The sequence below is a fragment of the Streptomyces sp. 15-116A genome (genome assembly GCF_025290915.1).
Taxonomy (GTDB): Bacteria; Actinomycetota; Actinomycetes; order Streptomycetales; family Streptomycetaceae; genus Streptomyces.
In genome coordinates, this window is the sequence record NZ_JAOCQE010000007.1 from 16475 (window position 1) to 41427 (window position 24953).

Sequence of the window (24953 nt, forward strand, 5' to 3'; positions counted from 1 at the left end):
AAGCCTGGCTTTCACCGCGGTTTTCACGGACGCGCGCAGTACGGGGGAGGATAGACGCATGCAGCCACGGAACATGTCCATGAGCGGAGTCGTCGACCTCGCCGCGGTGAAGGCGGCCCAGGAGGCCAAGGCGAAGGCGGAGCAGGCGCGTGCCGAAGCGGCGCGCACGGGCGGCGGCACCGGTGCCGTCTCCCCGGCCGATCTCGTCATCGACGTCGACGAGGCCGGCTTCGAGCGCGACGTCCTGCAGCGCTCCACCGAGGTCCCGGTCGTCATCGACTTCTGGGCCGAGTGGTGCGAGCCCTGCAAGCAGCTGAGCCCCGTCCTGGAGCGGCTCGCGGTCGAGTACAACGGGCGCTTCCTCCTCGCCAAGATCGACGTCGACGCCAATCAGATGCTGATGCAGCAGTTCGGGATCCAGGGGATCCCGGCGGTCTTCGCGGTGGTGGCCGGCCAGGCCCTGCCGCTGTTCCAGGGGGCGGCGGGCGAGGCGCAGATCCGCCAGACCCTGGACCAGCTGGTGCAGGTGGCCGAGCAGCGCTTCGGGCTCACCGGCCTCGTCGTCGACCCGGAGGCCGAGCCGGGGGGCGCACCGACCGCCCAGGCCGAGCCCGCCGGGCCGTACGACGCCCTGCTGGAGGCCGCCGTGCAGGCGCTGGACGCGGGGGACCTGGGCGGCGCCGTCCAGGCGTACAAGAACGTGCTCGCCGACGACCCGGGCAACACCGAGGCCAAACTGGGCCTCGCCCAGGCGGAGTTGCTCCAGCGTGTGCAGGGCATGGACCCGCAGCAGGTGCGCAAGGAGGCGGCCGAGAAGCCCAAGGACGCCGCGGCGCAGATCGCCGCCGCCGACCTGGATCTGGTGGGCGGCCATGTCGAGGACGCCTTCGGCCGGCTCATCGACACCGTGGCGCGTACGGCGGGTGACGACAGGGAGGCCGCGCGGGTGCGGCTGCTGGAGCTGTTCGAGGTCGTCGGCGCCGAGGATCCGCGCGTGATCGCCGCGCGCAGGGCCCTGGCCCGCGCCCTGTTCTGAGCAGGGCGGGCGGCGGGTTCGGGCCCCGCGTGCGGGGTACTCAGCACGTGGTGCCCGAGTGAAAGATTGGTCGCCGAGAGGTCACTGCGGCCGCGCTTTACCAAATCTTGGTAATCGCGGCCGCTGTTACTGCGAGTAAGTCGCAGCCGTTGATCTGTCGGATTCTGTCCAGTGATCAATAGTTTTGTACACCCCCTTCGCGACACCCTGCGTCGCCGACCGAGACCCCTGCGTCGTACTGCGGTTATCCGGCCGTTACTAGCGAGTAACGAACCCCCTTGTGCGGGCGGCGAGAATGCACCACGATCGGCGACGCTCGGTCCATTCCCGCACCCCGACAGCCGGTCGGGCCGCGGGGTCTCCTGGGTCCCCACCGAGCAGGGTCGGCGGCAATGACGCCGGTTCTTGGACAGGGGGGTCTTCGCCCTCAACGGCGAAGCCTGTCCGGCAGGGTTGTGCGTGATGCGTGTCAGGCGCGACCAGTGGTTGTCGCTCGGGGGTGATCGCCGGTGATTCGGGTGCGTTGTGCGCCGCCGAGTCGGGCGCTCTCCTTCCCGAGGACGTAGCACTTCTCCCATCCCTGCCCTGCTGAGCCGTCGTCATGGCGGCCGGCCGGAGCAGGAGATGTACGTCCGAGAAGGAGGAAATATGGAGTCCCAGGTGCGTGGCGGGACCAGATGGAAGCGGTTCGCTGTGGTCATGGTGCCCAGCGTCGCCGCCACGGCAGCGATAGGTGTCGCCCTCGCGCAGGGTGCTCTCGCCGCTTCGTTCAGCGTGTCGGGTCAGTCGTTCAAGGTGACGGCGGAGAGGCTCGAAGGCAAGGGCTTCTCGCAGTACGGCGCGATCGACGAGGGCTACACGCTCAAGGGTGAGAAGGTCCATCACCCCGTCGCCGTCTCCGCGTTCAAGTCCGCGGAGATCACGGGCATGTGCCAGTCGGTCGTCACCCCGACCCCGTTCGGCAACGTCAGCCTGCAGCTGAAGGCCGGCGGCGGCGGCAAGCCGGTCGAGGCGGAGAACCTGTACATCGACGTCGAGGACCTCGGCGCCGACGCCACCTTCCGCAACATCGACATCGGTGTTGCCGCCAAGGACGCCACCAAGGGTCCGGGCATGAAGGGCGGCAAGGAGCAGGCCAACCCGTACGGGTTCGCCCAGCAGGCCGAGTCCGCGACGCTGACCGACGTGAAGCAGACGGCGTGGGCGACCACCGCCGGAACCTTCAAGCTGAGCGGCCTGAAGATGTCGCTCTCGGCAGGTACCAAGGAGTGCTACTAAGCACTCGCTGACGGGCGGGGGCGCTGTGGCACCCCCGCCCGTCCACCTTCCGGCCGCGCCTTCACGCGCGGCGCACATCACCACCACAGCAACGCCGTACCAGGGAGCTGTTTTCCATGAGCGCCGAGACTCCTGCCGCAGCCGGCCAGTTCACCCGCCGGAGGCTGCAGTTCCGCGCCTGGCGGGGCGCGCGGCCGTTCTGGGCCGGCCTGTTCGTCATGCTCGGCGGACTCCCCATCGCCTACTTCCCGTACGCGAATCTCCAGATCGGACATCTGACGCTGGCCATGGCGACCACCGCGGGCGCCGGGTCCCTGATCATCGGCGTGCTGCTCGTCGTCCTCGGCGTCAGCCTCTGGTTCCAGAAGCACGTCCGGTTCTTCGCGGGTGTCGCCGCGATCCTGCTGGCGCTGGTGTCCATCCCCGTCTCCAACCTCGGCGGCTTCCTCATCGGCTTCCTCCTCTCCCTCGTGGGCGGGGCGATGGCCGTGTCGTGGGCGCCGGGCGCACCGCCCGAGCAGGAGCCCGGGACGGCCGCGGGCGAGCGGGGCGGATCCCCGGAGGGCGCGGACACCGACACCACGCTGCTGAAGCAGGCCGACGACCCGGCCACGGTGGGCGAGCCCAACGATCTGTCAGGAACGAGCCCGGCGAACGGGGCGAACGGGAGGCACAGTGCCGGCTGACGAGGTGACCCACGGGGCTGATGTGGAGGCGTCCCGTGTGAGAACCGGGCCGCGCCACGCGGCACCCAAGAAGCCGCTGTTCACCAGGTTCCACATGCCGGCCGGGAAGGCGATAGCCATCGCGGCGATGCCGACCGCGGTCCTCATGGGCATGGGGTTCACGCCGACGCTCGCCCAGGCCGACGACCAGCCGGGCAAGAAGGCGCCCTCGAACAGCCTGACCGCGGACGAGTTCAAGGAGTGCCTGGCGGCCCTGGAGGAGGCCGAGAAGGACGGCAAGGAGGACGACGAGGACAAGACCTCCGCGTCGCCCACGCCGTCCCCGTCGGCGAGCGAGGCCGCCGAGGAGGAGAAGCCGGCCGACAAGCCGAGCAGCGAGGCCGAGGCGCCTCGGGCCCCGGCCGCCGGTTCGGGTGCTGAGCAGGAAGCGGACAAGGACGCGTCCTCTTCGCCGGATTCAGGTTCCGGCGACCAGGCCGAGCCCGCGCCCGCCCCGTCCGCGACCGCCCCCGAGCAGCCCGCGCCGTCCCCCTCGGAGACCGACAAGAACCTCCTCGAGAAGATCGGGGACGGGATCAAGGACATCTTCACGCCCGGGGACCAGGACGCCGAGGCGAGCCCGAGCCCCACCCCGTCCGCCTCCGCGACCGAAGCCGCGAAGGAGGAAGCGGCCGACCCCGCGCAGGAGACCACCGAGAAGGTCACCGGCACGGCGAAGGACGCAACCGAGGACGCCGGCGAGAAGGCGACCGAAGCGGCGAAGGACGCGGGCGAGGCGGCGGAGGAGACCGTCGAGAAGGCCGAGGAGGCCGCCGAGGCCACCCCGGAGGCCACCGCCTCGCCGAGCCCCAGCCCCTCCAAGAGCGCCGGCGTCGACCCCGAGGACTGCCCGGTCGCCACCGACGCCGAGGGCGGCATCGACAACACGGTCCCGCTGCCCGACGACCCCTGGTTCCTGGACGCCAGCTCGCTGCTGCTGAAGGGCGCCGACTACAAGGGCGTCGTCGAGGTGAAGACGGCCAACGGCACCGTCAAGAAGGTGCTGAAGTACGTCATCTCCGGCGGTACCGACATCGGCGACCTGCACCAGACGGTCAAGGACCCGGCGACCGGCAAGACGTACCACGTGCAGGCCGAGAAGGGGTCGACCTCCACCATCCGCGAGGGCGACACCGTGATGTACACGGAGAGCATCTCCGGGAACCTGCTCGGGCTGATCCCGATCACGTTCGACCCGGAGCACCCGCCGCCGCTGAACATCCCACTGATCTACTTCACCAACGTGAAGGTGCAGCAGGCCGGCCAGTTCGGCGGGACCCTGCACGTGCCCGGGCTGCACCAGTACGTCACCGACTGAGCCCGCGTCAGAAGCCTTTCCGGGAGCCGCTCACACACCGAGGGCGCCCCCTGATCAATCAGGGGGCGCCCTCGGCGTCGTATCACTCGATGTGTCAGCTGGTCGGGCCGCCCAGGTGGTGGACGCGGACCATGTTGGTGGTGCCGGGGACGCCGGGCGGGGAGCCGGCGGTGATCACCACGATGTCGCCCTCGTTGAACCGGCTGAGCCGGACCAGCTCCTGCTCGACCAGCTCGACCATCTCGTCGGTGCTGTTCACGAACGGCACCACGTGCGGCTCCACGCCCCAGCTGAGCGTCAGCTGGTTGCGGGTGGCCTCGTCCGTGGTGAACGCCAGGATCGGCTGCACGGCGCGATAACGGCACAGCCGCCGCGCGGTGTCGCCGGACTGGGTGAAGGCCACCAGGCCCTTGCCACCGAGGAAGTCGGCGATCTCGCAGGCCGCGCGGGCCACCGAACCGCCCTGCGTGCGCGGCTTCTTGCCCGGCACCAGCGGCTGCAGGCCCTTGGACAGCAGCTCCTGCTCGGCCGCCTGGACGATCTTCGACATCGTCTTGACGGTCTCGATCGGGTAGGCGCCGACCGAGGACTCCGCCGACAGCATCACCGCGTCCGCGCCGTCCAGGATCGCGTTGGCCACGTCGGAGGCCTCGGCGCGGGTCGGCCGCGAGTTGGTGATCATCGACTCCATCATCTGGGTCGCCACGATCACCGGCTTGGCGTTGCGCCGGCACAGCTCGATCAGGCGCTTCTGCACCATGGGGACCTTCTCGAGCGGGTACTCGACGGCGAGGTCGCCGCGGGCGACCATCACACCGTCGAACGCCATCACGACGTCCTCCATGTTCTCCACCGCCTGCGGCTTCTCCACCTTGGCGATGACCGGGACGCGGCGGCCCTCCTCGTCCATCACGCGGTGGACGTCGGCGACGTCCTTGGCGTCCCGCACGAAGGACAGGGCGACCAGGTCGCAGCCCATCCGCAGGGCGAAGCGCAGGTCCTCGACGTCCTTCTCGCTCAGCGCGGGCACGTTGACGGCCGCGCCGGGCAGGTTGATGCCCTTGTGGTCGGAGATGACGCCGCCCTCGATGACGATCGTCTTCACCCGGGGGCCCTCGACCTCGGTGACCTTCAGCTCGACGTTGCCGTCGTTGATGAGCACCTGGTCGCCCTTGGCCACATCGCCGGGCAGGCCCTTGTAGGTCGTCCCGCAGATCGTCTTGTCGCCGGGGACGTCCTCGGTGGTGATGGTGAACTCGTCACCGCGCACCAGCTCGACGGGACCCTCGGCGAAGGTCTCCAGACGGATCTTCGGGCCCTGGAGGTCGGCGAGGACGCCGATGGCCCTGCCCGTCTCCTTGGACGCGGCACGGACCCGGTCGTAGCGGGCCTGGTGCTCGGCGTGGGTGCCGTGGCTGAAGTTGAAGCGGGCCACGTTCATGCCGGCTTCGATCAGGGCGACGAGTTGCTCGTGGGAGTCGACCGCGGGGCCGAGAGTACAGACGATTTTCGAACGGCGCATGGGGCGATCCTATCGGTTTGTTTCGCAACGGAATATTCCGTCTGGCGGAAAATACAAATGAGATTCCCGATGCTCACTTGTTCTCAGTTGTTGTTTCCGACCAGTGCGTATGTCTGAGTGGCGATCTCCATTTCCTCGTCCGTCGGAACCACCGCGACCGCGACCCGCGCGCCCTCGGGCGAGATCAGCCGTGGCTCACCGCCGCGTACGGCGTTGCACTCCTCGTCCACCGCGAGGCCCAGCGACTCCAGGCCCGCCACGGCCGCCGAGCGCACCTCGGCGGCGTTCTCGCCGACCCCGGCGGTGAACGCCACCGCGTCCACGTGCCCGAGAACGGCGTAATAGGCACCGATGTACTTCTTCAACCGGTGAATGTAGATGTCGAACGCGAGCTTCGCCTGTTCGTCGCCCTCGTCGATCCTGCGGCGGATCTCCCGCATGTCGTTGTCACCGCACAGTCCGATGAGACCGCTCTTCTTGTTGAGAAGAGTGTCGATCTCGTCGGCGGACATTTCACCAACACGCATCAAATGGAAGATGACGGCCGGGTCCATGTCACCCGACCGCGTACCCATCACCAGCCCCTCCAAGGGGGTCAGCCCCATCGAGGTGTCCACGCACCGGCCGCCCCGCACGGCCGAGGCCGAGGCCCCGTTGCCCAGGTGCAGCACGATGACGTTGACCTCCTCGGGCGCCCTGCCCAGCAGCTCGGCCGTCGCCCGGGAGACATACGCGTGCGAGGTGCCGTGGAAGCCGTAGCGGCGGATGCGGTGCGCGTCGGCGGTCTCCACGTCGATCGCGTAGCGGGCCGCCGACTCCGGCATCGTGGTGTGGAAGGCGGTGTCGAACACGGCCACCTGCGGCAGATCCGGGCGCAGCGCCATCGCCGTACGGATACCGGTGAGGTTGGCCGGGTTGTGCAGCGGCGCCACCGGGATCAGCCGCTCGATCTCGGCGAGCACCGCGTCGTCGACGACGGTCGGCTCGGTGAAGTGCTTGCCGCCGTGTACCACGCGGTGGCCGATCGCGGCCAGCTCGGGGGAGTCCGGGCCGAGACCGTCCGCCGCCAGCTCCTCGGACATCGCCTTCAGGGCGGCCTCGTGGTCGGCGACCGGCCCGGTCCGCTCCCGGGTCTCCCCGGTCGCCACGACCGTGTGCTTCACCCGGGAGCTCTCCTCCCCGATCCGCTCCACGAGGCCCGTGGCCAGCCGGCTGCTGTCGCGCATGTCGAGGAGCTGGTACTTCACCGACGACGAGCCGGAGTTGAGGACGAGGACACGCGTGGCAGTCACTGGTCGGAAGCCTTCTCTGCGAGGGAGGGGGAGGAAGACGAGGGCGGGGTCTGGGCCTGGATGGCTGTAATGGCCACGGTGTTCACGATGTCCTGCACCAGGGCACCCCGGGACAGGTCGTTGACCGGCTTGCGCAGACCCTGCAGCACCGGGCCGACGGCGATGGCGCCCGCCGAGCGCTGCACCGCCTTGTAGGTGTTGTTGCCGGTGTTCAGGTCGGGGAAGATCAGTACGCTCGCCTGCCCGGCGACCTCGGATTCCGGCAGCTTGGTCGCGGCGACCGACGGCTCCACGGCCGCGTCGTACTGGATCGGACCCTCGATCTTCAGGTCCGGCCGCCGGCTGCGCACCAGCTCGGTCGCCTCGCGCACCTTGTCCACGTCGGCGCCGGAGCCGGAGGTGCCGGTCGAGTACGACAGCATCGCGATCCGCGGCTCCACCCCGAACCGGGCGGCCGTGGCCGCCGACTGCACGGCGATGTCGGCGAGCTGCTCGGCGTCCGGGTCCGGGTTGACCGCGCAGTCGCCGTAGACCAGCACCTTGTCCGCCAGGCACATGAAGAACACCGACGAGACGATGTCGGCGTCCGGCTTGGTCTTGATGATCTCGAAGGCGGGCCGGATCGTCGCGGCCGTGGAGTGCACGGAACCCGACACCATGCCGTCGGCGAGGCCCTCCTCGACCATCAGCGTGCCGAAGTAGTTCACATCGGAGACGACGTCGTAGGCCAGCTCCACGGTGACGCCCCGGTGCGCGCGCAGGGCCGCGTACTTCTCGGCGAAGGCGTCGCGCAGCTCGGAGGTGGCCGGGTCGATGATCTGGCTGTCGCCGAGGTCGATGCCCAGGTCGGCGGCCTTCTTGCGGATCTGCTCGACCGGCCCGAGCAGCGTCAGCTCGCACACGCCCCGGCGCAGCAGCACCTCCGCCGCGTGCAGCACCCGCTCCTCGGTGCCCTCCGGGAGCACGACCCGGCGCAGATCGGAGCGGGCCTGCTCCAGCAGCTTGTGCTCGAACATCATCGGCGTCACGCGGTCGCTGCTGGGCGCGGAGACCCGGCGGGTGAGCTCCGCGGTGTCGGCGTACCGCTCGAACAGGCCGAGCGCGGTCTCCGCCTTGCGCGGGGTGGCCGCGTTCAACTTGCCCTCCAGGGAGAACAGTTGCTCGGCCGTGGGGAAGCTGGTGCCGGTCACCGACAGCACCGGGGTGCCGGGGGCGAGGCGGGAGGCGAGGGTGAGGATGTGGTCGCCGGGCACCTCGTCCAGCGTGAGCAGCACCCCGGCTATCGGCGGGGTGCCGGCGCTGTGCGCGGCCAGTGAGCCGACCACCAGGTCGGCCCGGTCGCCGGGGGTGACCACGAGACAGCCCGGGGTCAGCGCGGCGAGGAAGTTCGGCAGCATCGCCCCGCCGAAGACGAAGTCCAGGGCGTCGCGGGCCAGCCCGGAGTCGTCGCCGAGCACCACCTTGGCGCCCAGGGTGTGCGCGATCTGCGAGACGGTCGGGGCGGACAGCGCCGGCTCGTCCGGGAGGACGTAGCAGGGCACCGGCAGCCGGGTGGCGAGCCGCTCGGCGATCTCGTCCCGGTCCTCGCGGGCGACCCGGTTGACCACCATCGCCAGCACGTCGCAGCCCAGGGTGTCGTACGCCCGGTAGGCGTTGCGGGTCTCGGCGCGCACCGACTCGGCGGTCTGCTTGCGGCCGCCCACGACCGGGATCACCGAGGCGGCGAACTCGTTGGCGAGCCGGGCGTTGAGCGACAGCTCGTCCGGGAACTGGGTGTCGGCGTAGTCGGTGCCGAGGACCAGGACGACGTCGTAGTCCCGGGCGACCAGGTGGAAGCGGTCGACGAGCGTGGAGACCAGCTCGTCCGTGCCCCGCTCGGCCTGGAGCGCGGAGGCCTCCTGGTAGTCCATGCCGTACACCGTGGCCGGGTCCTGGGAGAGCCGGTAGCGGGCGCGCAACAGCTCGAACAGGCGGTCGGGCCCGTCGTGCACCAGGGGGCGGAAGACACCCACCCGGTCGACCTGCCGGGTCAGGAGTTCCATGACTCCCAGCTCGACGACCTGACGGCCGTCGCCGCGGTCGATGCCGGTCACGTACACGCTGCGGGTCACGCGCGCTCTCCGTTTCGTCGGATCCTTCGGGCGGTCAAGGGCCCTCGCACAAAAATCGCCCACCGAGGTGAGCAGAACCCTCTTGACAATACCTCTGGCGCTGGCTATGGCGCCCGCCCATGTGCCGTCGGCGCCGCCCTGGGGGACGTGAAACAATCGGAATCGGCTCACCGGTATCGACAGCGACCAGGAGACACAGCACGATGCGTATCGGAGTTCTCACCGCAGGCGGCGACTGCCCCGGCCTGAACGCCGTGATCCGGTCGGTCGTGCACCGCGCGGTCGACAACTACGGCGACGAGGTCATCGGCTTCGAGGACGGCTACTCCGGCCTGCTGGACGGCCGCTACCGGCCCCTGGACCTCAACGCGGTCAGCGGCATCCTGGCCCGCGGCGGCACCATCCTCGGCTCCTCCCGGCTGGAGCGCGACCGGCTGCGCGAGGCGTGCGCGAACGCCTCCGACATGATCCGCGACTTCGGCATCGACGCGCTCATCCCGATCGGCGGCGAGGGCACGCTGACGGCCGCCCGCATGCTGTCGGACGCCGGTCTGCCGGTCGTCGGCGTGCCGAAGACCATCGACAACGACATCTCCTCCACCGACCGCACCTTCGGCTTCGACACCGCCGTCGGCGTCGCCACCGAGGCGATGGACCGGCTGAAGACCACCGCCGAGTCCCACCAGCGCGTGATGGTCGTCGAGGTCATGGGCCGGCACGCCGGCTGGATCGCCCTGGAGTCCGGCATGGCCGCCGGCGCCCACGGCATCTGCCTGCCCGAGCGGCCCTTCGACCCCGCCCAGCTGGTCAAGATGGTCGAGGAGCGCTTCGCCCGCGGCAAGAAGTTCGCCGTCATCTGCGTCGCCGAGGGCGCGCACCCGGCCGAGGGCACCATGGACTACGGCAAGGGCGAGATCGACCAGTTCGGCCACGAGCGCTTCCAGGGCATCGGTACGGCGCTCGCGCACGAGCTGGAGCGGCGCCTGGGCAAGGAGGCCAAGCCGGTCATCCTCGGCCATGTCCAGCGCGGCGGTGTGCCGACCGCGTACGACCGTGTCCTCGCCACCCGCTTCGGCTGGCACGCGGTGGAGGCCGCGCACCGGGGCGAATTCGGCCGGATGACCGCGCTGCGCGGCACGGAGATCGTGATGGTCCCGCTGGCCGAGGCGGTCACGGAACTGAAGACGGTCCCGAAGGACCGCATGGACGAGGCGGAGTCCGTCTTCTAGTCGCGGACTACCGGGAACCCCCGTACTCCTCCACCGCCGTCCAGAACTGTTCGACGATCCGGTCGAGGAAGTCCCGGCCGTCGTCGCCCGCGTCGCCGGTGCCGCCGCCCCAGCTGAGGGTGGCGGCCATCTGGCCCTGGTAGTCCGTGTGCAGGCGCTGGAGCACCCGTTCCAGCAGCCGCCGGTCCACCGGGGCGAGCTTGGCGATCGGCCGGACGTACGCCTGCCAGCGCGTCGTCGCCGCACTGCGCAGCAGCTCCGCGAGCCGGTCCTCGCGGCCGGTGACGGCGACGAAGTCGGCCAGGGACAGCGCGAGCAGCTCGGCCAGGGCGGCGCTCTGGCGGTCGGTGCCGCGCCACTGGCCGGTTTCCTCCATCCGCAGATACGCCTGGAGCTCGTGCCCGACGGTCCGGGCGACGTCCTCGGGCGCGAGACCGCGCGCGATGCGGTGCTCGCGCAGGGTGCGGGGCCGGCCGATGAGCTCGGCCGGGGAGCACCACAACACCCCTGCCAGCGCGGTCAGTTCGGGGCTGGAGGGGGCGGCGCTCCCGCGTTCCCAGGCGACCACGAGGTGCGGGGTCACATACGGCAGCCCGTACGAGGCGCGCAGCGTGTGCGCCACATGTTCCGGGCCCATGCCGAGGGCGGCACGCAGCCGGCGGGCGGCGGGGGCGTTGAACGGAGGGGGCGGGGGGTGGTTCGGTCGAGCGGTGGATCGGGGCACGGCCGCCAAGCTAGAGAAGCCCGGACGCCGGTGACTACGGTCAGTTCAGCCAGAGTTACGGATTGTAGGAACCTACGGCTACTGGCGGGTCACCCCCCGTGAACACCCCCTGTGAACACCCGCGCCCCGGGATCATCCCTTCACCGCCCCGCCCAGCGCGAAACCCCCTCCCAGCCGTCGTGCGATCAGCACATACAGCAGAATCACCGGCGTCGAGTAGACGATCGAGAACGCGGCGAGCTGCCCGTACGCCACCATGCCGCGGTTGCCGAAGAAGTCGTTGATGCTCACGGAGGCGGGCATCAGATCCGGACTGAGCAGCAGCATGAACGGGACGAAGAAATTGCCCCACATCATCACGAAGGAGAAGACGGTCACCACGGCCACGCCCGGACCCATCAGCGGCAGCACGATCCGCACCAGCGACTGAAAGGCCGAGGCCCCGTCCGTCCACGCCGCCTCTTCCAGTTCCTTGGGCACGCCGTCCATGAAATTCTTCATCAGCCAGATCGCGAACGGCAGCTGGGAGGCGGCGAAGAAGAAGATCGTGCCCTGCAGGGTGTCGATCAGATCGACCCGGACGAACAGCGCATACACCGGCACCATGATCGCGGTGATCGGCAGGCTGGTCGCGAAGAGGATCGTCAGCAGGAACGGGCGGTTGAGGCGGGAGCGGAACCGGGACAGCGGGTACGCCGCGAGCGCCGCGCACACCACCGTGAGCAGGGTCGCTCCGCCGCACAGGATCAGGCTGTTCAGCAGCGGGGTGAAGGTGATCTCGTCGGTGAGGATCGCGTCGAAGTGGCCCAGGGTGAGCCCGTCGGGCGCCTTGACCCTCAGACCGGCGCGCGGGTCGAGCGCGGACAGCACGACCCAGGCCAGCGGCAGCACGAACGCGGCGGCGACGAGGAGCAGCCCGGCGTCGGCGGCGAGGCGGCGGGCGGTGCGGCGGGAGGCGAGGGGACGGGCGGGGCGGGGATGGGCGAGGGGTCGGGGCACGGCGTATCAGACCTCCGTCCGCAGCAGACGCATGTAGACGAGCGAGAACAGCGAGCCGACCAGCAGAAGCAGCAGGGCGACGGCCGTCCCGTAACCGATCAGGCTGTTCTGGAAGGCCTGCTCGTACATGAACAGCGGCAGCGTCTGGCTCTTGCCGCCGGGGCCGCCCCGCGTCATGACCCAGATCAGCCCGAACACCGAGAGCGTCTGCAGGGTGTTGAGCATCAGGTTCGTCCCGATGGACCGGCGGATCATCGGCAGCGTGATGTGCCACATCCGCCGCCAGCCGCCGGCGCCGTCCACCTCGGCGGCCTCGGTGATCTCCTTCGGGATCTCGTTCAGCGCGGCCGAGTACACCAGCATCGAGAACGCCGTGCCGCGCCAGACGTTGGCGAAGGACACCGCGAGGATCGGCAGGGTGAACAGCCAGTTCTGGGAGGGGAGATGGAGCCAGTCCAGGATGGCGTTCAGCGTCCCCTCGCGGCGGAAGAAGGCGTACAGCAGGAAGCCCGCCACGACCTCCGGCAGCACCCAGGCCGTGACAACGATGCCACCGGTCAGGGTGCGCACCGGCTTCGACGCCCGCCGCATCAGCGCGGCGAGCGCGAGGCCGAGCGTGTTCTGCCCGATCAGCGACGACAGCACGGTGAACACCAGCGTCAGCCATACGGCGTTGAGGAACTCCTCGTCCCCGAAGGCCCGGCGGAAGTTCTCCAGACCGACGAACGACGACTCGGCCTGACCGGTCAGCTGGAGGTCGGTGAGGGCGATGAACACGCAGTACGCGATCGGCCCGGCAAGGAAGAGCAGCAGCAGGGCGAGGGCGGGGGTGAGGGGCAGGAAGCGGGGGAGCAGGCGGCGCGGCCCGCTCCGGGTCGGCGAAGGCTGTGGTGCCGGCGGGCCCGGCGGGATCTTGGCGAGATCCGGGCCAGGGCCCGGGCCCGTGTGCGGTGCGGCGGCGGTCATGGGCGCTGCTTCCCGTCGCTCACTTCTCGACGACCTGGTTGTCGGTGGCGTCCTTGAGCGCCTCGTCGTAGGCGCGCGCCGCCTCCTGAACCGACATGTCCCCGGTGGTCACGCCCTCCATCGCCTCCTGGATCGCCGTCGACACCTTCGGGTACGCCGGATACGCGGGCCGGTAGTGCGTGTGCTCGACCAGGCCGGTGAAGAACGTGATGCCGGGCTGCGCCTCGGCGTACGCGGGGTCGCTCGCCACGTCCTCGCGCACCGCGATACCGGAGTTGGCGACGTACCACTTCTGCGCGTTGGCCTTGGTCTGCATCGTCTTGATGAACTCGAAGGCCAGGTCGGGGTTGGCCGCCTTGGCCGGGATCGACCAGGTCCAGCCGCCGGACATGCTCACCTTGCCGGGCGCCTGTCCCTGCTGCGTCGGCATGGCGGCGAGCCCCAGCTCCTTCGACCACTCGGGCCACTCGTGCCCGCTGCCCTCCAGCCAGTCCTGCGGCAGCCAGGAGCCGTCCAGGGCGATACCGAGCTTGCCCTGCGGCAGCCACTCGCCGCGCACGCGGGTGCCGACGTTGGGATCGAGGGCGTCGGAGACCTCCGGCCCCAGCTTCTCCTTGAACACGGTCTCGACGAAGGCGAGGGAGTCCTTGAAACCCTTGCCCGCGGTGATCCACTTCTTGCTGCTCTTGTCGTACAGCGGGTCGAAGGAGCCGTCGTTGGTGCCGTACAGCAGCATCTCGAAGGTCTGCATGGTGGCCGCCTCGCCGACCGGCTTGCCGGTGTAGACGTTCAGCGGGATGACGTCCGGCGCCTTCTCCTTGATGGCGCGGGCCGCGTCCAGCACGTCCTCCCAGGTCTTCGGCTGCCAGTCGGCGGGCAGCCCGGCCTTGGCGAAGACGTCCTTGCTGAACCACAGCCCCCGGGTGTCGGTGCCGTCCGGCACGCCGTACGTCTTGCCGTCCTCACCCCGGGCCGCGGCCTTGGCGGTGTCGATGAACTGCCCCCAGTCCTTCCACTTCGCCAGATACGGGTCGAGCGGCTTCAAGTACCCGCTGGTGATGTCGGAGTTGATGAGGAAGGTGTCCTCGTAGACCAGATCGGGGGCGGTCTTGGGGGAGCGGAGCATCTGCTGGAGCTTGGTGTAGTACTCCGCGTCCGGCGCCTTGATCGGGACGAGTTCGACCTTCTTGCCGGGGTTCGCCTTCTCGAACTGCTTCTTGATGCCGGCGAGATAGGTGTCCATCACCTTGATGGAGTTGTCCGTGGACTGCTTGAAGGACACCTTCAGCGTGTCCGGATCACTCCCGGAACCGCCACCGCAGGCGGTGAGGGTCGCTGCGGCGGTGAGGGCTGAGGCGAGGAGTATGACGGCGGTGGGGCGCACGGGCACGACCTCCTACGGGCGCACGACGCTGTGGCCTGGATGGCTGCGTGGTGAACGTAGGTTGACTGGTCTAGTCAGGTCAATGCGTGTGCGGAGATTGCCTCAGGGGGCTTCAGGCACCCGGAACCTGCGCCGGTACTCCGTCGGTGTCGTGTTCAGGCGGCGGCGGAAGGCCCGTACGAGGGTGTCGGCGGTCTTGAAGCCGCACAGAATCGCGACGCGGTCCAACGTGGCGTCGGAGGACTCCAGTTCGCGGCGCGCCCTCTCCACGCGTACCGCCTCGACGTACGCGTGCGGGGTCGTGCCCAGCCTTGTGGCCGACCACCGGAATCCGGACGGTTCGGGCCGGGCGACCCTCGCCGATCCCGAGGGCAACGACTCTGCGTTCTGCGCAGCGAGTCCGACAGCACCGCGGCGAGTCCCTGAGCACAGGCGCGTCGTCCCGGCCGGCGTCTACGGACCGCTCACCCAGCTGTACTGCAACTCCGGGCGGCCGACCGTGCCGTACTGGGGGCGGCGGGCCGCGCGGCCCGCGTCCACGAGGTGCTCCAGGTAACGGCGGGCGGTGATGCGGGAGATGCCGACCGCCTCCGCGACCTTGGTGGCGGTCAGGCCCTCCCCGGCGTCGCGCAGGGCGACCGTCACCCGCTCCAGCGTGGGCGCGCTCAGGCCCTTCGGCAGGGCGGCCGGGCCGGGTGCCCTGAGGGCGGCCAGGGCCCGGTCGACCTCGTCCTGGCCGCTCGCCTCGCCGACCGCCGCGTGGAACTCGGCGTAGCGGACGAGGCGGTCGCGGAGGGTCGCGAAGGTGAAGGGCTTCAGGACGTACTGGACGACGCCCAGGGACACGCCCTCCCGCACCACCGCCAAGTCCCTCGCCGACGTCACCGCGATCACGTCCGCATGATGCCCGGCGGCACGCAGAGAGCGGGCCAGCTGCAAGCCGTGGACGTCCGGCAGGTGCAGGTCCAGCAGCAGCAGGTCCACCGGCGTGCGCTCCAGCGCCCGGCGGGCCTCCGCACCCGTGTGCGCCTTGCCGACGGCGGTGAAGCCGGGGACCCGGCCGACGTACATGACGTGCGCGTCGGCGGCGACGGGGTCGTCCTCGACGACGAGGACTCTGATGGGGCGGTCGGTCATGCCTCGCCTCCCGGGACCGGGACCGTGGCCGGCGAGGCCGCCCTCAGCGGCAGCCGTGCCTCGAAGCACGCGCCGCCCCCCTCCGCCGAGGTCACCGTCAGGGCGCCGCCATGGCGGATCACCGCCTGGCGGACCAGGGCGAGGCCCAGGCCCCGGCCGCCCGGTCCGGACGGCTTGGTGGTGAAGCCGCGCTGGAACACCGTCTCCGTCTGGTCCGGGTCCACGCCCGGGCCGGTGTCGGAGACGCGGAGGATCAGCTCGCCGTCGTCGTCGGTGAGCGCCGTGACCGTCACCCGGGGGCCGATGCCGCCCTGGGCCGCGTCGACCGCGTTGTCGATCAGGTTGCCGAGGATGGTGACCAGGTCGCGGGCCGGGAGGCTGTCCAGGAGGAGACCGTCGTCCAGGCGGCTGTCCTCGGACACCACCAGCTCCACGCCCCGCTCGTTGGCCTGGGCCGTCTTGCCCAGCAGCAGCGCCGCAAGCACCGGCTCGCTCACCGCCGCCACCACCTGGTCGGTGAGCGCCTGCGCCAGCTCCAGCTCGGCGGTCGCGAAGTCCACCGCCTCCTCGGCGCGGCCCAGCTCGATCAGCGAGACCACGGTGTGCAGCCGGTTCGCCGCCTCGTGCGCCTGCGAGCGCAGCGCCTGGGTGAAGCCCCGCTCGGAGTCCAGCTCACCCATCAGCGACTGGAGCTCGGTCACATCGCGCAGGGTGACCACCGTGCCGCGGCGCTCCCCGCCCGACACCGGGGAGGTGTTCACCACCAGCACCCGGTCCGCCGTCAGGTGCACCTCGTCCATCCGGGGCTCCGAGGCGAGCAGCGCACCCGTCAGCGGCGCCGGAAGCCCCAGCTCCGCGACCGACCTGCCCACCACGTCCTCCTCCGGCGACACCCCCAGCAGCTCCCGCCCGCCGTCGTTGATCAGCGCGACCCTGTACTGCCCGTCCAGCATCAGCAGCCCCTCGCGCACGGCGTGGAGCGCGGCCTGATGGTAGTCGTGCATACGGCTCAGCTCGGTCGCGTTCATGCCGTGGGTGTGCCGGCGCAGCCGGGCGTTGATGACGTACGTCCCGATCGCGCCGAGCCCCAGCGCGCCGGCCGCGACCGCGAGCAGCGCCGCCAGCTGGCCCTGGACCCGCTGGCTGATCTCCTCCACCCGGATGCCCGCGCTGACCAGCCCCACGATCCGCTCGCCGTCCCGGACCGGCGTGACCGCGCGGACGGACGGGCCGAGCGTGCCGGTGTAGGTCTCGGTGAAGGTGCGGCCCTGCAACGCCGGGGCCGTGTGGCCGATGAAGGCGCGCCCTATCTGGTCCGGGTCGGGGTGCGTCCAGCGGATGCCCCGCGGGTTCATGATCGTGACGAAGTCGACGTCCGTATGCCGGACGACCGCCACCGCGTACGGCTGGAGCTCGGCCGAGGGGTCGGAGGTGCGGATCGCCCGCCGCACGGAGGGCGAGTCGGCGACGGAGCGGGCCACCGCCGTGGCCTGCCGGCCGGCCGCCTCCTCGGCCTGGCTGCGGTCGCTGACGTACGTGAACAGCGCGTACCCCGCCACGAGGACCGCTATGAGCACGGCCTGCATGGCGAACAGCTGGCCCGCGAGACTCCGGGGCCGGGGGACGGGGATGCGCATGCCGTCAGTGTGCCTCGCACGGTGAGCGTGAACTAAATGAACGGAAGGGTGACCGCCCTCACAGGCCGGGAGATAGTCACGGCATTCCTCAATTCCCCCGGACGTGAGCCGCACGCCGGTGTTGCCGACGAAGACGTCAAGGAGGGCAGCCGTGGCCGCCAGCACCCCCGAAACGGCACCCGCAGTGAAGAAACGGGACCGCACCCACTATCTCTACATCGCGGTGATCATCGCGGTCGCCCTCGGTATCGCCGTCGGCCTGATCGCACCGGACTTCGCGGTCGAGCTGAAGCCGATCGGCACCGGGTTCGTGAACCTGATCAAGATGATGATCTCGCCGATCATCTTCTGCACCATCGTGCTGGGCATCGGCTCCGTACGGAAGGCCGCCAAGGTCGGCGCCGTCGGCGGTATCGCCATGGTCTACTTCCTGGTCATGTCGCTGGTCGCGCTGGGCATCGGCCTGGTTGTCGGCAACATCCTGGAGCCGGGCACCGGCCTCGCGATCACCGACGCGGTGAAGGAGACCGGGCACGCCCAGGTCGACGCTGAGGCCAAGGACACCACCGAGTTCCTGCTGGGCATCATCCCGACCACGATCGTGTCCGCGTTCACCCAGGGCGAGGTGCTGCAGACCCTGCTGATCGCGCTGCTCTGCGGCTTCGCGCTGCAGGCCATGGGCGGCGCCGGGCAGCCGATCCTGCGCGGGATCGAGCACATCCAGCGGCTGGTCTTCCGGGTCCTGGCCATGATCATGTGGGCCGCGCCGATCGGTGCGTTCGGTGCCATGGCCGCCGTCACCGGCTCCGCGGGCCTGGACGCGCTCAAGAGCCTCGCGGTGCTGATGCTGGGCTTCTACGTCACCTGTGTGCTGTTCATCTTCCTGGTGCTGGGCGCGCTGCTGCGTATCGTCGCCGGGCTCAACATCCTCACCCTGTTCAAGTACCTGGGCCGTGAGTTCCTGCTGATCCTGTCCACGTCCTCGTCCGAGTCCGCGCTGCCGCGGCTCATCGCGAAGATGGAGCACCTCGGCGTCAGCAAGCCGGTCGTCGGCATCACCGTCCCGACCGGCTACTCCTTCAACCTCGACGGCACCATGATCTACATGACCATGGCCTCGCTGTTCATCGCCGACGCCATGGGCACGCCGATGTCGGTCGGCGAGCAGATCCCGCTGCTGCTGTTCCTGCTGGTCGCCTCGAAGGGCGCGGCGGGTGTCACGGGCGCGGGTCTGGCGACGCTGGCCGGTGGGCTGCAGTCGCACAAGCCCGCCCTGGTGGACGGCATCGGCCTGATCGTCGGCATCGACCGCTTCATGAGCGAGGCCCGTGCCCTGACCAACTTCGCGGGCAACGCGGTCGCCACGGTGCTGGTCGGCACCTGGACCAAGGAGATCGACAAGGAGCGCGTCGACGAGGTGCTCGCCGGCCGCATCCCCTTCGACGAGAAGACCCTCCTGGACGACCACGGCTCCGTCCCGGACACCGACCGCGCCGAGCTGCCGGAGCCCGGCGGCGAGAAGGAGCTGGCGAAGGCCTGACAGCTCCTGCCCTCCCCCACCCCGGACACGGCCCGGGCCTGAACCCCGGGCCGTGTCCTGCGGGCCCCCGGCCGCCGAGCGGTCAGGTTCCTTCCCCCACGGACCTGGCCGCTCGGCCCTTTGCCGGATCGCTGTTGCCCTGACGTCGGCGTCAAGGCTTACGTTCGACGCATGCGAATCGGCGAGCTGGCCGCACGGGCCGGGACCACCACGCGGACGCTGCGGTACTACGAGGCACGCGGGCTGCTGCCCGCGCGGCGTGCGGGCAACGGTTATCGGACGTACGACGAGAGCGATCTGAAGCTGCTGCGGCAGATCCGCACGCTGCAGGACTTCGGGTTCGGCCTGGAGGAGACCCGGCCCTTCGTGGAGTGCCTGCGGGCCGGGCACCCCGAGGGCGACTCCTGCCCCGCCTCGCTCGCGGTCTACCGGCGCAAGCTGGACGAACTCGACGCGCTCATCGGCGAGTTGCAGACCGTGCGGGCGAAGGTGGGTCAGCAGCTGGCGCGGGCGGAGTCGGCCCGTGCGGAGCTGGCCGCCGACGCTGCGGTACCGGGCGGTCCGGAGCCGCTGTGCGAACTGGGAGGGAAGCACAGGTGAGCAGGGCGAGTGGAGTGGCCGAGGTGACCGACGCGGACTTCGCGACGGAGGTGATCGGGGCGTCGACGCCGGTGCTGGTGGAGTTCACCGCCGACTGGTGCCCGCCGTGCCGGCAGATGGCACCGGTACTGAGCGCGCTGGCCGCCGAGGAGGCGGGCCGGCTGAAGGTGGTCCAGCTGAACGTGGACGCCAACCCCGGCACCACCAACGCGTACAAGGTGCTGTCGATGCCGACGTTCATGGTGTTCCGCGACGGGGAACCGCTGCGGTCGATGGTGGGGGCCAGGCCCAAGCGGCGGCTGCTGGAGGAGCTGGCCGACGTGCTCTGAGCCCAGCAGCGCAAGGAAAACCCCCGGACAATTGCGTCCGGGGGTTTTCCTTGCGTATATTCATTGATTCGCGACTTCAATTCGGAGAGGTCGCGGATAAGTTCAGTGAGCACAGTATATCCGGGCGGGAGTGGAATTGTCAAACACCGAATTTCCGGACGATGAATTGCGGCACGAACAGGAATTCATCGACGGGCTGTACGCACGCGTGGACGCCCTGCGAGGTGACACCGAGGGGTCCCTCACCGACGCGCTCGCCCAGGGCAACACCCCCATGCAGGCCCGGCTGGAGCGCGACATCCTCGTCGCCGAGCGCTCCGGGCTGCTCGCCGCGCTCAACGCGGTGGACGGCTCCCTGTGCTTCGGCCGGATCGACCTGACCTCCGGCGACACCCACCACATCGGCCGCATCGGCCTGCGCGCCGACGACGCCGAGCGCACCCCGGTGCTGATCGACTGGCGCGCCGACGTCGCCCGCCCCTTCTACCTGGCCACCGGCCACACCCCGATGGGGCTCAGGCGCCGCCGGCACATCTCCACCGAGGGCCGCGAGGTCACCGCCCTGCACGACGAGATCCTTGACCTCGGCGACGAGACCCGCACCGGGCACGAGGACCCCAGCGGCGACGCCGTACTGCTCGCCGCGCTCAACTCCGCGCGCACCGGCCGCATGGGCGACATCGTGCGCACCATCCAGGCCGACCAGGACCGCATCATCCGCGCCCCGCACCGCGGCGTCCTGGTCGTCGAGGGCGGCCCCGGCACCGGCAAGACCGCCGTCGCCCTGCACCGCGCCGCCTACCTCCTCTACGAGCACCGCGAACTGCTGGCCCGCCGCGCCGTCCTCATCGTCGGCCCCAACCCGGCGTTCCTCGGCTACATCGGGGAGGTCCTGCCCAGCCTCGGCGAGACCGGGGTGCTCCTCGCGACGGTCGGCGAGCTGTTCCCCGGCGTGAAGGCGACGAAGACCGACACCCCCGAGGCGGCCGCCGTGAAAGGCCGCGCCGACATGGCCGACGTCCTCGCCGAGGTCGTCCGCAGTCGGCAGGCGCTGCCCGACCCGGTGATCACCATCGAGCACGAGCGCGACATCCTCATGCTCGACGACGGCCTGGTGAACGTCGCCCGCGAACGCACCCGTGCGACCAAGCTGCCGCACAACGCCGCACGCGAGCACTTCGAGGGGCACATCCTCAACACGCTCACGGATCTGTACGCCGAGCGCATCGGCACGGATCCGTTCGACGGCTCGAATCTGCTCGACCCGAGTGACATCACGCAGATCCGCGACGATCTCGCCGAGAACCCGGAAGTCTGGTCCGCCATCGACCAGTTGTGGCCGAGGGTCACTCCGCAGCAGCTCGTCGCGGACTTCCTGGCCGCGCCCGAGGACTTCCTGCCGGCCGAGGACGCCGACGCGATCCGCCGCCCGGTGACCCGGCACTGGACCGTCTCCGACGTGCCGCTGCTCGACGAGGCGGCGGAACTCCTCGGTGAGGACGACCGCATCGCGCGCGAGCGGGCCGAGCGGGAGCGGCTGCGGCAGATCGCGTACGCGCAGGGCGTGCTCGACGTGTCCTACGCGTCGCGGACGTACGAGTTCGAGGACAAGGAGGAGGACGACCCCGAGGCCTCCGAGGTGCTCTCCGCGCACGACATCATCGACGCGGAGCGCTTCGCGGAACGGCACGAGGAGGACGACCACCGCAGTGCGGCGGAGCGGGCCGCCGCCGACCGGACGTGGGCGTTCGGGCACATCATCGTCGACGAGGCGCAGGAGTTGTCGCCGATGGCGTGGCGGCTGCTGATGCGGCGCAGTCCGACGCGGTCGATGACGCTGGTCGGGGATCCGGCGCAGACGTCGGAGGCGGGGGGTGTGGGGTCCTGGGCGGAGATTCTCGAGCCGTATGTCGAGGACCGGTGGGAGCACACGCGTCTCGGCGTCAACTACCGGACGCCGTCCGAGGTCATGGACGTGGCTGCGGCTGTCGTCCGCGCCGAGAATGCTGGGTTCGAGCCGCCGAGTTCGGTGCGGAGCACTGGCGTGCGGCCTTGGGTGCGGGCGGTGGATGATCTGCCGGGGGCTGTGGCCGAGGCGGTGCGTGAGCTTACGCCGGAGGAGGGGCGGGTTGCTGTGATTGCGCCCCGTGAGCTGCATCGGGCGCTGGCTGCGAGGTTGGACGGCGTGACTGCGGGGGCTGAGCCGGACCTGACGCACACGGTAGTGCTGCTTGATGCGCGTCAGGCCAAGGGGCTTGAGTTCGACTCCGTGTTGGTGGTCGAGCCTGGAAGATACGGCACGAGTGATCTGTATGTGGCGCTGACCCGGGCTACGCAGCGGCTCGGGGTTGTGCATGCCGAGCCGCTGCCGAAGGGGCTGGTCGATGTGGTGTAGCGGTCTGCGGGTGCGTTGTGGCTGGTCGCGCAGTTCCCCGCGCCCCTCAAAAGCGTGTTGGTGCTAGGCCGGTCGTAGCCACACCGTCGACAGAGGCGGCAGGGTCAGGCGGATGCTGGCGGGGAAGCCGTGGCGGCCCTGGGGTTCCGGTTTGATCGGGTCCGGGGTTGTCACGTTGCTGCCGCCGTAGCGGGCGGTGTCGGTGTTGATCACCTCGTGCCAGGCCGGGATGTCGTCGGGGACGCCGATGCGGTAGTCGTGGCGGACGACCGGGGCGAAGTGGGACACCGCCAGCAGGGGGGTGCCGTCCGTGTCGTAGCGAAGGAAGGCGAGGACGTTGTCCTCGGCGGCGTCCCCGGTGACCCAGCGGAAGCCGGACGGTTCGGTGTCGCAGCTCCACAGGGCGGGAGTGTGGCCGTAGACGGTGTTGAGGTCGCGTACCAGGTCGCGTACGCCGCGGTGGTCGGCCTCGGCGCCGTAGTCCGGGTCGAGCAGCCACCAGTCGGGGCCGTGCGCCTCCGACCACTCGGAGCCCTGGGCGAACTCCTGTCCCATGAACAGGAGTTGCTTGCCGGGGTGGGCCCACATGAAGCCGAGGTAGGCGCGGAGGTTGGCGCGCTGCTGCCACCAGTCGCCGGGCATCTTCGACACCAGGGACCGCTTGCCGTGCACCACCTCGTCGTGGGAGATCGGCAGCACGTAGTTCTCGCTGTACGCGTACACCATCGAGAAGGTCATCTCGTGGTGGTGGTAGCTGCGGTGGATCGGGTCGTGGCTCATGTACTGCAGCGAGTCGTGCATCCAGCCCATGTTCCACTTCAGGCCGAAGCCGAGGCCGCCGAAGCCGCTCGGGCCCTTGTGATGGGTGGCCCGGGTGACGCCGTCCCAGGCGGTGGACTCCTCCGCGATCGTCACGACCCCGGGCACCCTGCGGTACACGGTCGCGTTCATCTCCTGCAGGAACGCCACCGCGTCCAGGTTCTCCCGGCCGCCGTGCTCGTTGGGCGTCCACTGGCCCGGCTCGCGCGAGTAGTCCAGGTAGAGCATCGAGGCGACCGCGTCCACGCGCAGGCCGTCGATGTGGAACTCCTCGCACCAGTACAGGGCGTTGGCGACCAGGAAGTTGCGCACCTCGCGGCGCCCGAAGTCGAACTCCAGGGTGCCCCAGTCGGGGTGGGCGGCCCGCAGCGGGTCCTCGTGCTCGTACAGCGGCCGGCCGTCGAATTCGGCCAGCGCCCACTCGTCGCGCGGGAAGTGCGCCGGCACCCAGTCCATCAGGACGCCGATCCCGGCCTGGTGCAGGGCGTCGACCAGATACCTGAAGTCGTCGGGGGTGCCGAGGCGGGCCGTGGGGGCGTAGAAGCCGGTGACCTGGTAGCCCCAGGAGCCGCCGAAGGGGTGCTCGGCGACCGGCATCAGCTCGACGTGGGTGAAGCCGAGGTCCTTGACATACGCGGGGAGCTGCTCGGCGAGTTGACGGTACGTCAGTCCCGGTCGCCAGGAGGCGAGATGGACCTCGTACACCGAGAACGGCGCCTTGTGCGCGGGCACCTCGGCGCGGCGTTCCAGCCACTCCGCGTCGCCCCACTCGTAGCGGGAGGAGGTGACGATCGAGGAGGTGGCCGGGGGGACCTCCGTGCGGCGGGCCAGCGGGTCGGCGCGCAGGGTCTTCGAACCGTCCGGGCGGGTGATCTCGAACTTGTACAGCTCGCCCTCGCCGATCCCCGGCACGAACAGCTCCCACACCCCGGAGGAGCCCAGCGAGCGCATGGGCCAGCCGGTGCCGTCCCAGAAGTTGAAGCTGCCGGCCACCCGCACGCCGAGCGCGTTCGGCGCCCACACGGAGAAACGGGTGCCCGTGACGCCCTGGTGGGTCATGGGGTGGGCGCCGAGCACCGTCCACAGCTGCTCGTGGCGGCCCTCGCCGATCAGGTGCAGGTCCAGTTCGCCGAGCGTCGGCAGGAAGCGGTACGCGTCCTCGATCTCCGCCTCCGCCCCCTCGTACGTCACCCGCAGCCGGTACGCCGGGACGTCGCTGAGCGGCAGCAGCCCCGAGAAGAAGCCGCTCCCGTCGTCGTGCAGCTCGACGCTGACGCCCCCGGAGAGCAGGGTCACGCCCAGCGCGTACGGCTTGAACACCCGGAACACCACCCCACCGGGCACCGGGTGCGCCCCGAGCACGGAGTGCGGCGCGTGATGCGTGCCGCTGAGCAGCCGCTCCCGGTCGACGGCGTCGACGGCCGGTGAGACGGCGAGTTCCATCTCGGGGGGTGCGGTCTGGGCGTGAGCGGGTTCGGCGGCCCGGGGGCCGTCCTGAAGCACCACGGGCTCCTCGACCGGCGTCGGCTGCGTCACGGGCTTCTTGGCGGCGGCCTTCTTCGCCGCGGTCGTCGCCGCCGTCTTCTTCGCCGTCGTCTTCTTCGCGGCGGTCTTCGTCGTGGCCGCCGCCTTGGCTGCCGGCTCCCCGGCGGGTTTCCGGGCCTTCGGTGCCGCCTCCGCCGGTGTCTTCTTCGCCGCCTTCTTCGCCGTCGCCTTCTTCGCGGTGGTCTTCTTGGCGGTCGCTGTCTTCGCCACCGCCTTCTTCGTCACCGCTTTCTTCGCCGTCGCCTTCTTGGCGGCAGCCTTCTTCGCCGCGGCCTTCTCGGGCGGCTCTGCCACCGCGGGCATCGGCTCGGCTGCCGCGGGCGTCTCGTGGGACTCGGGGCGGGGGATCACGGGCGAAGCCTCCTGG

The 24953-nt window shown here is 70.3% G+C and carries 19 protein-coding genes and 1 pseudogene; 9 read left to right on the forward strand and 11 right to left on the reverse strand.

The window, feature by feature from the left end; all coding sequences use genetic code 11:
- The first annotated feature begins 58 nt into the window (after positions 1–58).
- From N4P33_RS02535 to N4P33_RS02550, 4 genes are all read left to right on the forward strand, one after another.
- On the forward strand, positions 59–1036 hold the full coding sequence (locus tag N4P33_RS02535; RefSeq protein ID WP_260824482.1) for a tetratricopeptide repeat protein: 978 nt from the start codon (positions 59–61) through the stop codon (positions 1034–1036).
- A gap of 648 nt (positions 1037–1684) precedes the next feature.
- Complete coding sequence (locus N4P33_RS02540) at positions 1685–2314, forward strand: DUF6230 family protein (RefSeq protein WP_260824483.1); 630 nt, start codon at positions 1685–1687, stop codon at positions 2312–2314.
- A gap of 116 nt (positions 2315–2430) precedes the next feature.
- Entirely contained in the window at positions 2431–3000 is a 570-nt protein-coding gene (locus tag N4P33_RS02545; RefSeq protein WP_260824484.1) for a DUF6114 domain-containing protein, read from the forward strand.
- Positions 2990–4357: a hypothetical protein gene (locus N4P33_RS02550; RefSeq protein ID WP_260824485.1), complete on the forward strand. Its 1368-nt coding sequence runs from the start codon at positions 2990–2992 to the stop codon at positions 4355–4357. The genes N4P33_RS02545 and N4P33_RS02550 overlap by 11 nt, the downstream gene beginning before the upstream one ends.
- Positions 4358–4451: 94 nt before the next feature.
- On the opposite strand, the gene pyk is transcribed toward N4P33_RS02550, so the two are convergent.
- The 3 genes from pyk to pta form a co-directional block, all read right to left on the reverse strand.
- Positions 4452–5879: a pyruvate kinase gene (pyk, locus tag N4P33_RS02555; RefSeq protein WP_260824486.1), complete on the reverse strand. Its 1428-nt coding sequence runs from the start codon at positions 5877–5879 to the stop codon at positions 4452–4454.
- 83 nt (positions 5880–5962) lie between these two features.
- Entirely contained in the window at positions 5963–7171 is a 1209-nt protein-coding gene (locus N4P33_RS02560) for an acetate kinase (protein WP_260824487.1), read from the reverse strand.
- Positions 7168–9282, reverse strand: coding sequence for a phosphate acetyltransferase (gene pta, locus N4P33_RS02565; RefSeq protein WP_260824488.1), 2115 nt, complete (start codon positions 9280–9282; stop codon positions 7168–7170). The genes N4P33_RS02560 and pta overlap by 4 nt, the downstream gene beginning before the upstream one ends.
- 203 nt (positions 9283–9485) lie before the next feature.
- Here pta and N4P33_RS02570 point away from each other — a divergent pair, with 203 nt between their 5' ends.
- Positions 9486–10511: an ATP-dependent 6-phosphofructokinase gene (locus tag N4P33_RS02570; protein ID WP_260824489.1), complete on the forward strand. Its 1026-nt coding sequence runs from the start codon at positions 9486–9488 to the stop codon at positions 10509–10511.
- Between the two features lie 7 nt (positions 10512–10518).
- Here the strand turns inward: N4P33_RS02570 and N4P33_RS02575 are convergent, their stop codons facing one another.
- From N4P33_RS02575 to N4P33_RS02605, 7 genes and pseudogenes are all read right to left on the reverse strand, one after another.
- Complete coding sequence (locus N4P33_RS02575) at positions 10519–11244, reverse strand: XRE family transcriptional regulator (RefSeq protein ID WP_399028260.1); 726 nt, start codon at positions 11242–11244, stop codon at positions 10519–10521.
- A 123-nt stretch (positions 11245–11367) separates the two neighbouring features.
- A complete protein-coding gene (locus N4P33_RS02580) occupies positions 11368–12234 on the reverse strand; it encodes a carbohydrate ABC transporter permease (protein ID WP_260824491.1) in 867 nt (288 codons plus the stop codon).
- A gap of 6 nt (positions 12235–12240) precedes the next feature.
- The gene (locus N4P33_RS02585; protein ID WP_260824492.1) at positions 12241–13200 is read right to left on the reverse strand and encodes a carbohydrate ABC transporter permease; all 960 of its coding nucleotides are present in this window, start codon (positions 13198–13200) and stop codon (positions 12241–12243) included.
- Between the two features lie 19 nt (positions 13201–13219).
- On the reverse strand, positions 13220–14590 hold the full coding sequence (locus N4P33_RS02590; protein WP_260824493.1) for an extracellular solute-binding protein: 1371 nt from the start codon (positions 14588–14590) through the stop codon (positions 13220–13222).
- Positions 14591–14686: 96 nt separating this feature from the next.
- Positions 14687–14899 (reverse strand): annotated as a pseudogene (locus N4P33_RS02595) (helix-turn-helix domain-containing protein); the annotation flags it as partial.
- Between the two features lie 138 nt (positions 14900–15037).
- The gene (locus N4P33_RS02600; protein WP_260824494.1) at positions 15038–15721 is read right to left on the reverse strand and encodes a response regulator; all 684 of its coding nucleotides are present in this window, start codon (positions 15719–15721) and stop codon (positions 15038–15040) included.
- Complete coding sequence (locus N4P33_RS02605; protein ID WP_260824495.1) at positions 15718–17358, reverse strand: sensor histidine kinase; 1641 nt, start codon at positions 17356–17358, stop codon at positions 15718–15720. Before N4P33_RS02605 ends, N4P33_RS02600 begins: the two co-directional genes overlap by 4 nt.
- A 151-nt stretch (positions 17359–17509) precedes the next feature.
- On the opposite strand from N4P33_RS02605, the gene N4P33_RS02610 reads away from it, so the two are divergent.
- The 4 genes from N4P33_RS02610 to N4P33_RS02625 all read left to right on the forward strand — a co-directional run bounded on the left by N4P33_RS02610 (position 17510) and on the right by N4P33_RS02625 (position 22222).
- Entirely contained in the window at positions 17510–18898 is a 1389-nt protein-coding gene (locus tag N4P33_RS02610; RefSeq protein WP_260824496.1) for a cation:dicarboxylate symporter family transporter, read from the forward strand.
- A gap of 171 nt (positions 18899–19069) precedes the next feature.
- Entirely contained in the window at positions 19070–19498 is a 429-nt protein-coding gene (locus tag N4P33_RS02615) for a MerR family transcriptional regulator (RefSeq protein ID WP_260824497.1), read from the forward strand.
- Complete coding sequence (locus N4P33_RS02620; RefSeq protein ID WP_313904432.1) at positions 19495–19827, forward strand: thioredoxin family protein; 333 nt, start codon at positions 19495–19497, stop codon at positions 19825–19827. The genes N4P33_RS02615 and N4P33_RS02620 overlap by 4 nt, the downstream gene beginning before the upstream one ends.
- Positions 19828–19945: 118 nt before the next feature.
- Entirely contained in the window at positions 19946–22222 is a 2277-nt protein-coding gene (locus N4P33_RS02625; protein WP_399028282.1) for a HelD family protein, read from the forward strand.
- A 63-nt stretch (positions 22223–22285) separates the two neighbouring features.
- On the opposite strand, the gene glgB is transcribed toward N4P33_RS02625, so the two are convergent.
- The gene (gene glgB, locus N4P33_RS02630) at positions 22286–24937 is read right to left on the reverse strand and encodes a 1,4-alpha-glucan branching enzyme (RefSeq protein ID WP_399028268.1); all 2652 of its coding nucleotides are present in this window, start codon (positions 24935–24937) and stop codon (positions 22286–22288) included.
- Between the last annotated feature and the right edge of the window lie 16 nt (positions 24938–24953).

Coding starts and splice junctions, on each gene's coding strand:
- N4P33_RS02535 (WP_260824482.1), top strand. CDS start 59: ATGCAGCCACGGAACATGTCCATGAGCGGAGTCGTCGACCTCGCCGCG.
- N4P33_RS02540 (WP_260824483.1), top strand. CDS start 1,685: ATGGAGTCCCAGGTGCGTGGCGGGACCAGATGGAAGCGGTTCGCTGTG.
- N4P33_RS02545 (WP_260824484.1), top strand. CDS start 2,431: ATGAGCGCCGAGACTCCTGCCGCAGCCGGCCAGTTCACCCGCCGGAGG.
- pyk (WP_260824486.1), bottom strand. CDS start 5,879: ATGCGCCGTTCGAAAATCGTCTGTACTCTCGGCCCCGCGGTCGACTCC.
- N4P33_RS02570 (WP_260824489.1), top strand. CDS start 9,486: ATGCGTATCGGAGTTCTCACCGCAGGCGGCGACTGCCCCGGCCTGAAC.
- N4P33_RS02585 (WP_260824492.1), bottom strand. CDS start 13,200: ATGACCGCCGCCGCACCGCACACGGGCCCGGGCCCTGGCCCGGATCTC.
- N4P33_RS02600 (WP_260824494.1), bottom strand. CDS start 15,721: ATGACCGACCGCCCCATCAGAGTCCTCGTCGTCGAGGACGACCCCGTC.
- N4P33_RS02605 (WP_260824495.1), bottom strand. CDS start 17,358: ATGCGCATCCCCGTCCCCCGGCCCCGGAGTCTCGCGGGCCAGCTGTTC.
- N4P33_RS02615 (WP_260824497.1), top strand. CDS start 19,070: ATGCGAATCGGCGAGCTGGCCGCACGGGCCGGGACCACCACGCGGACG.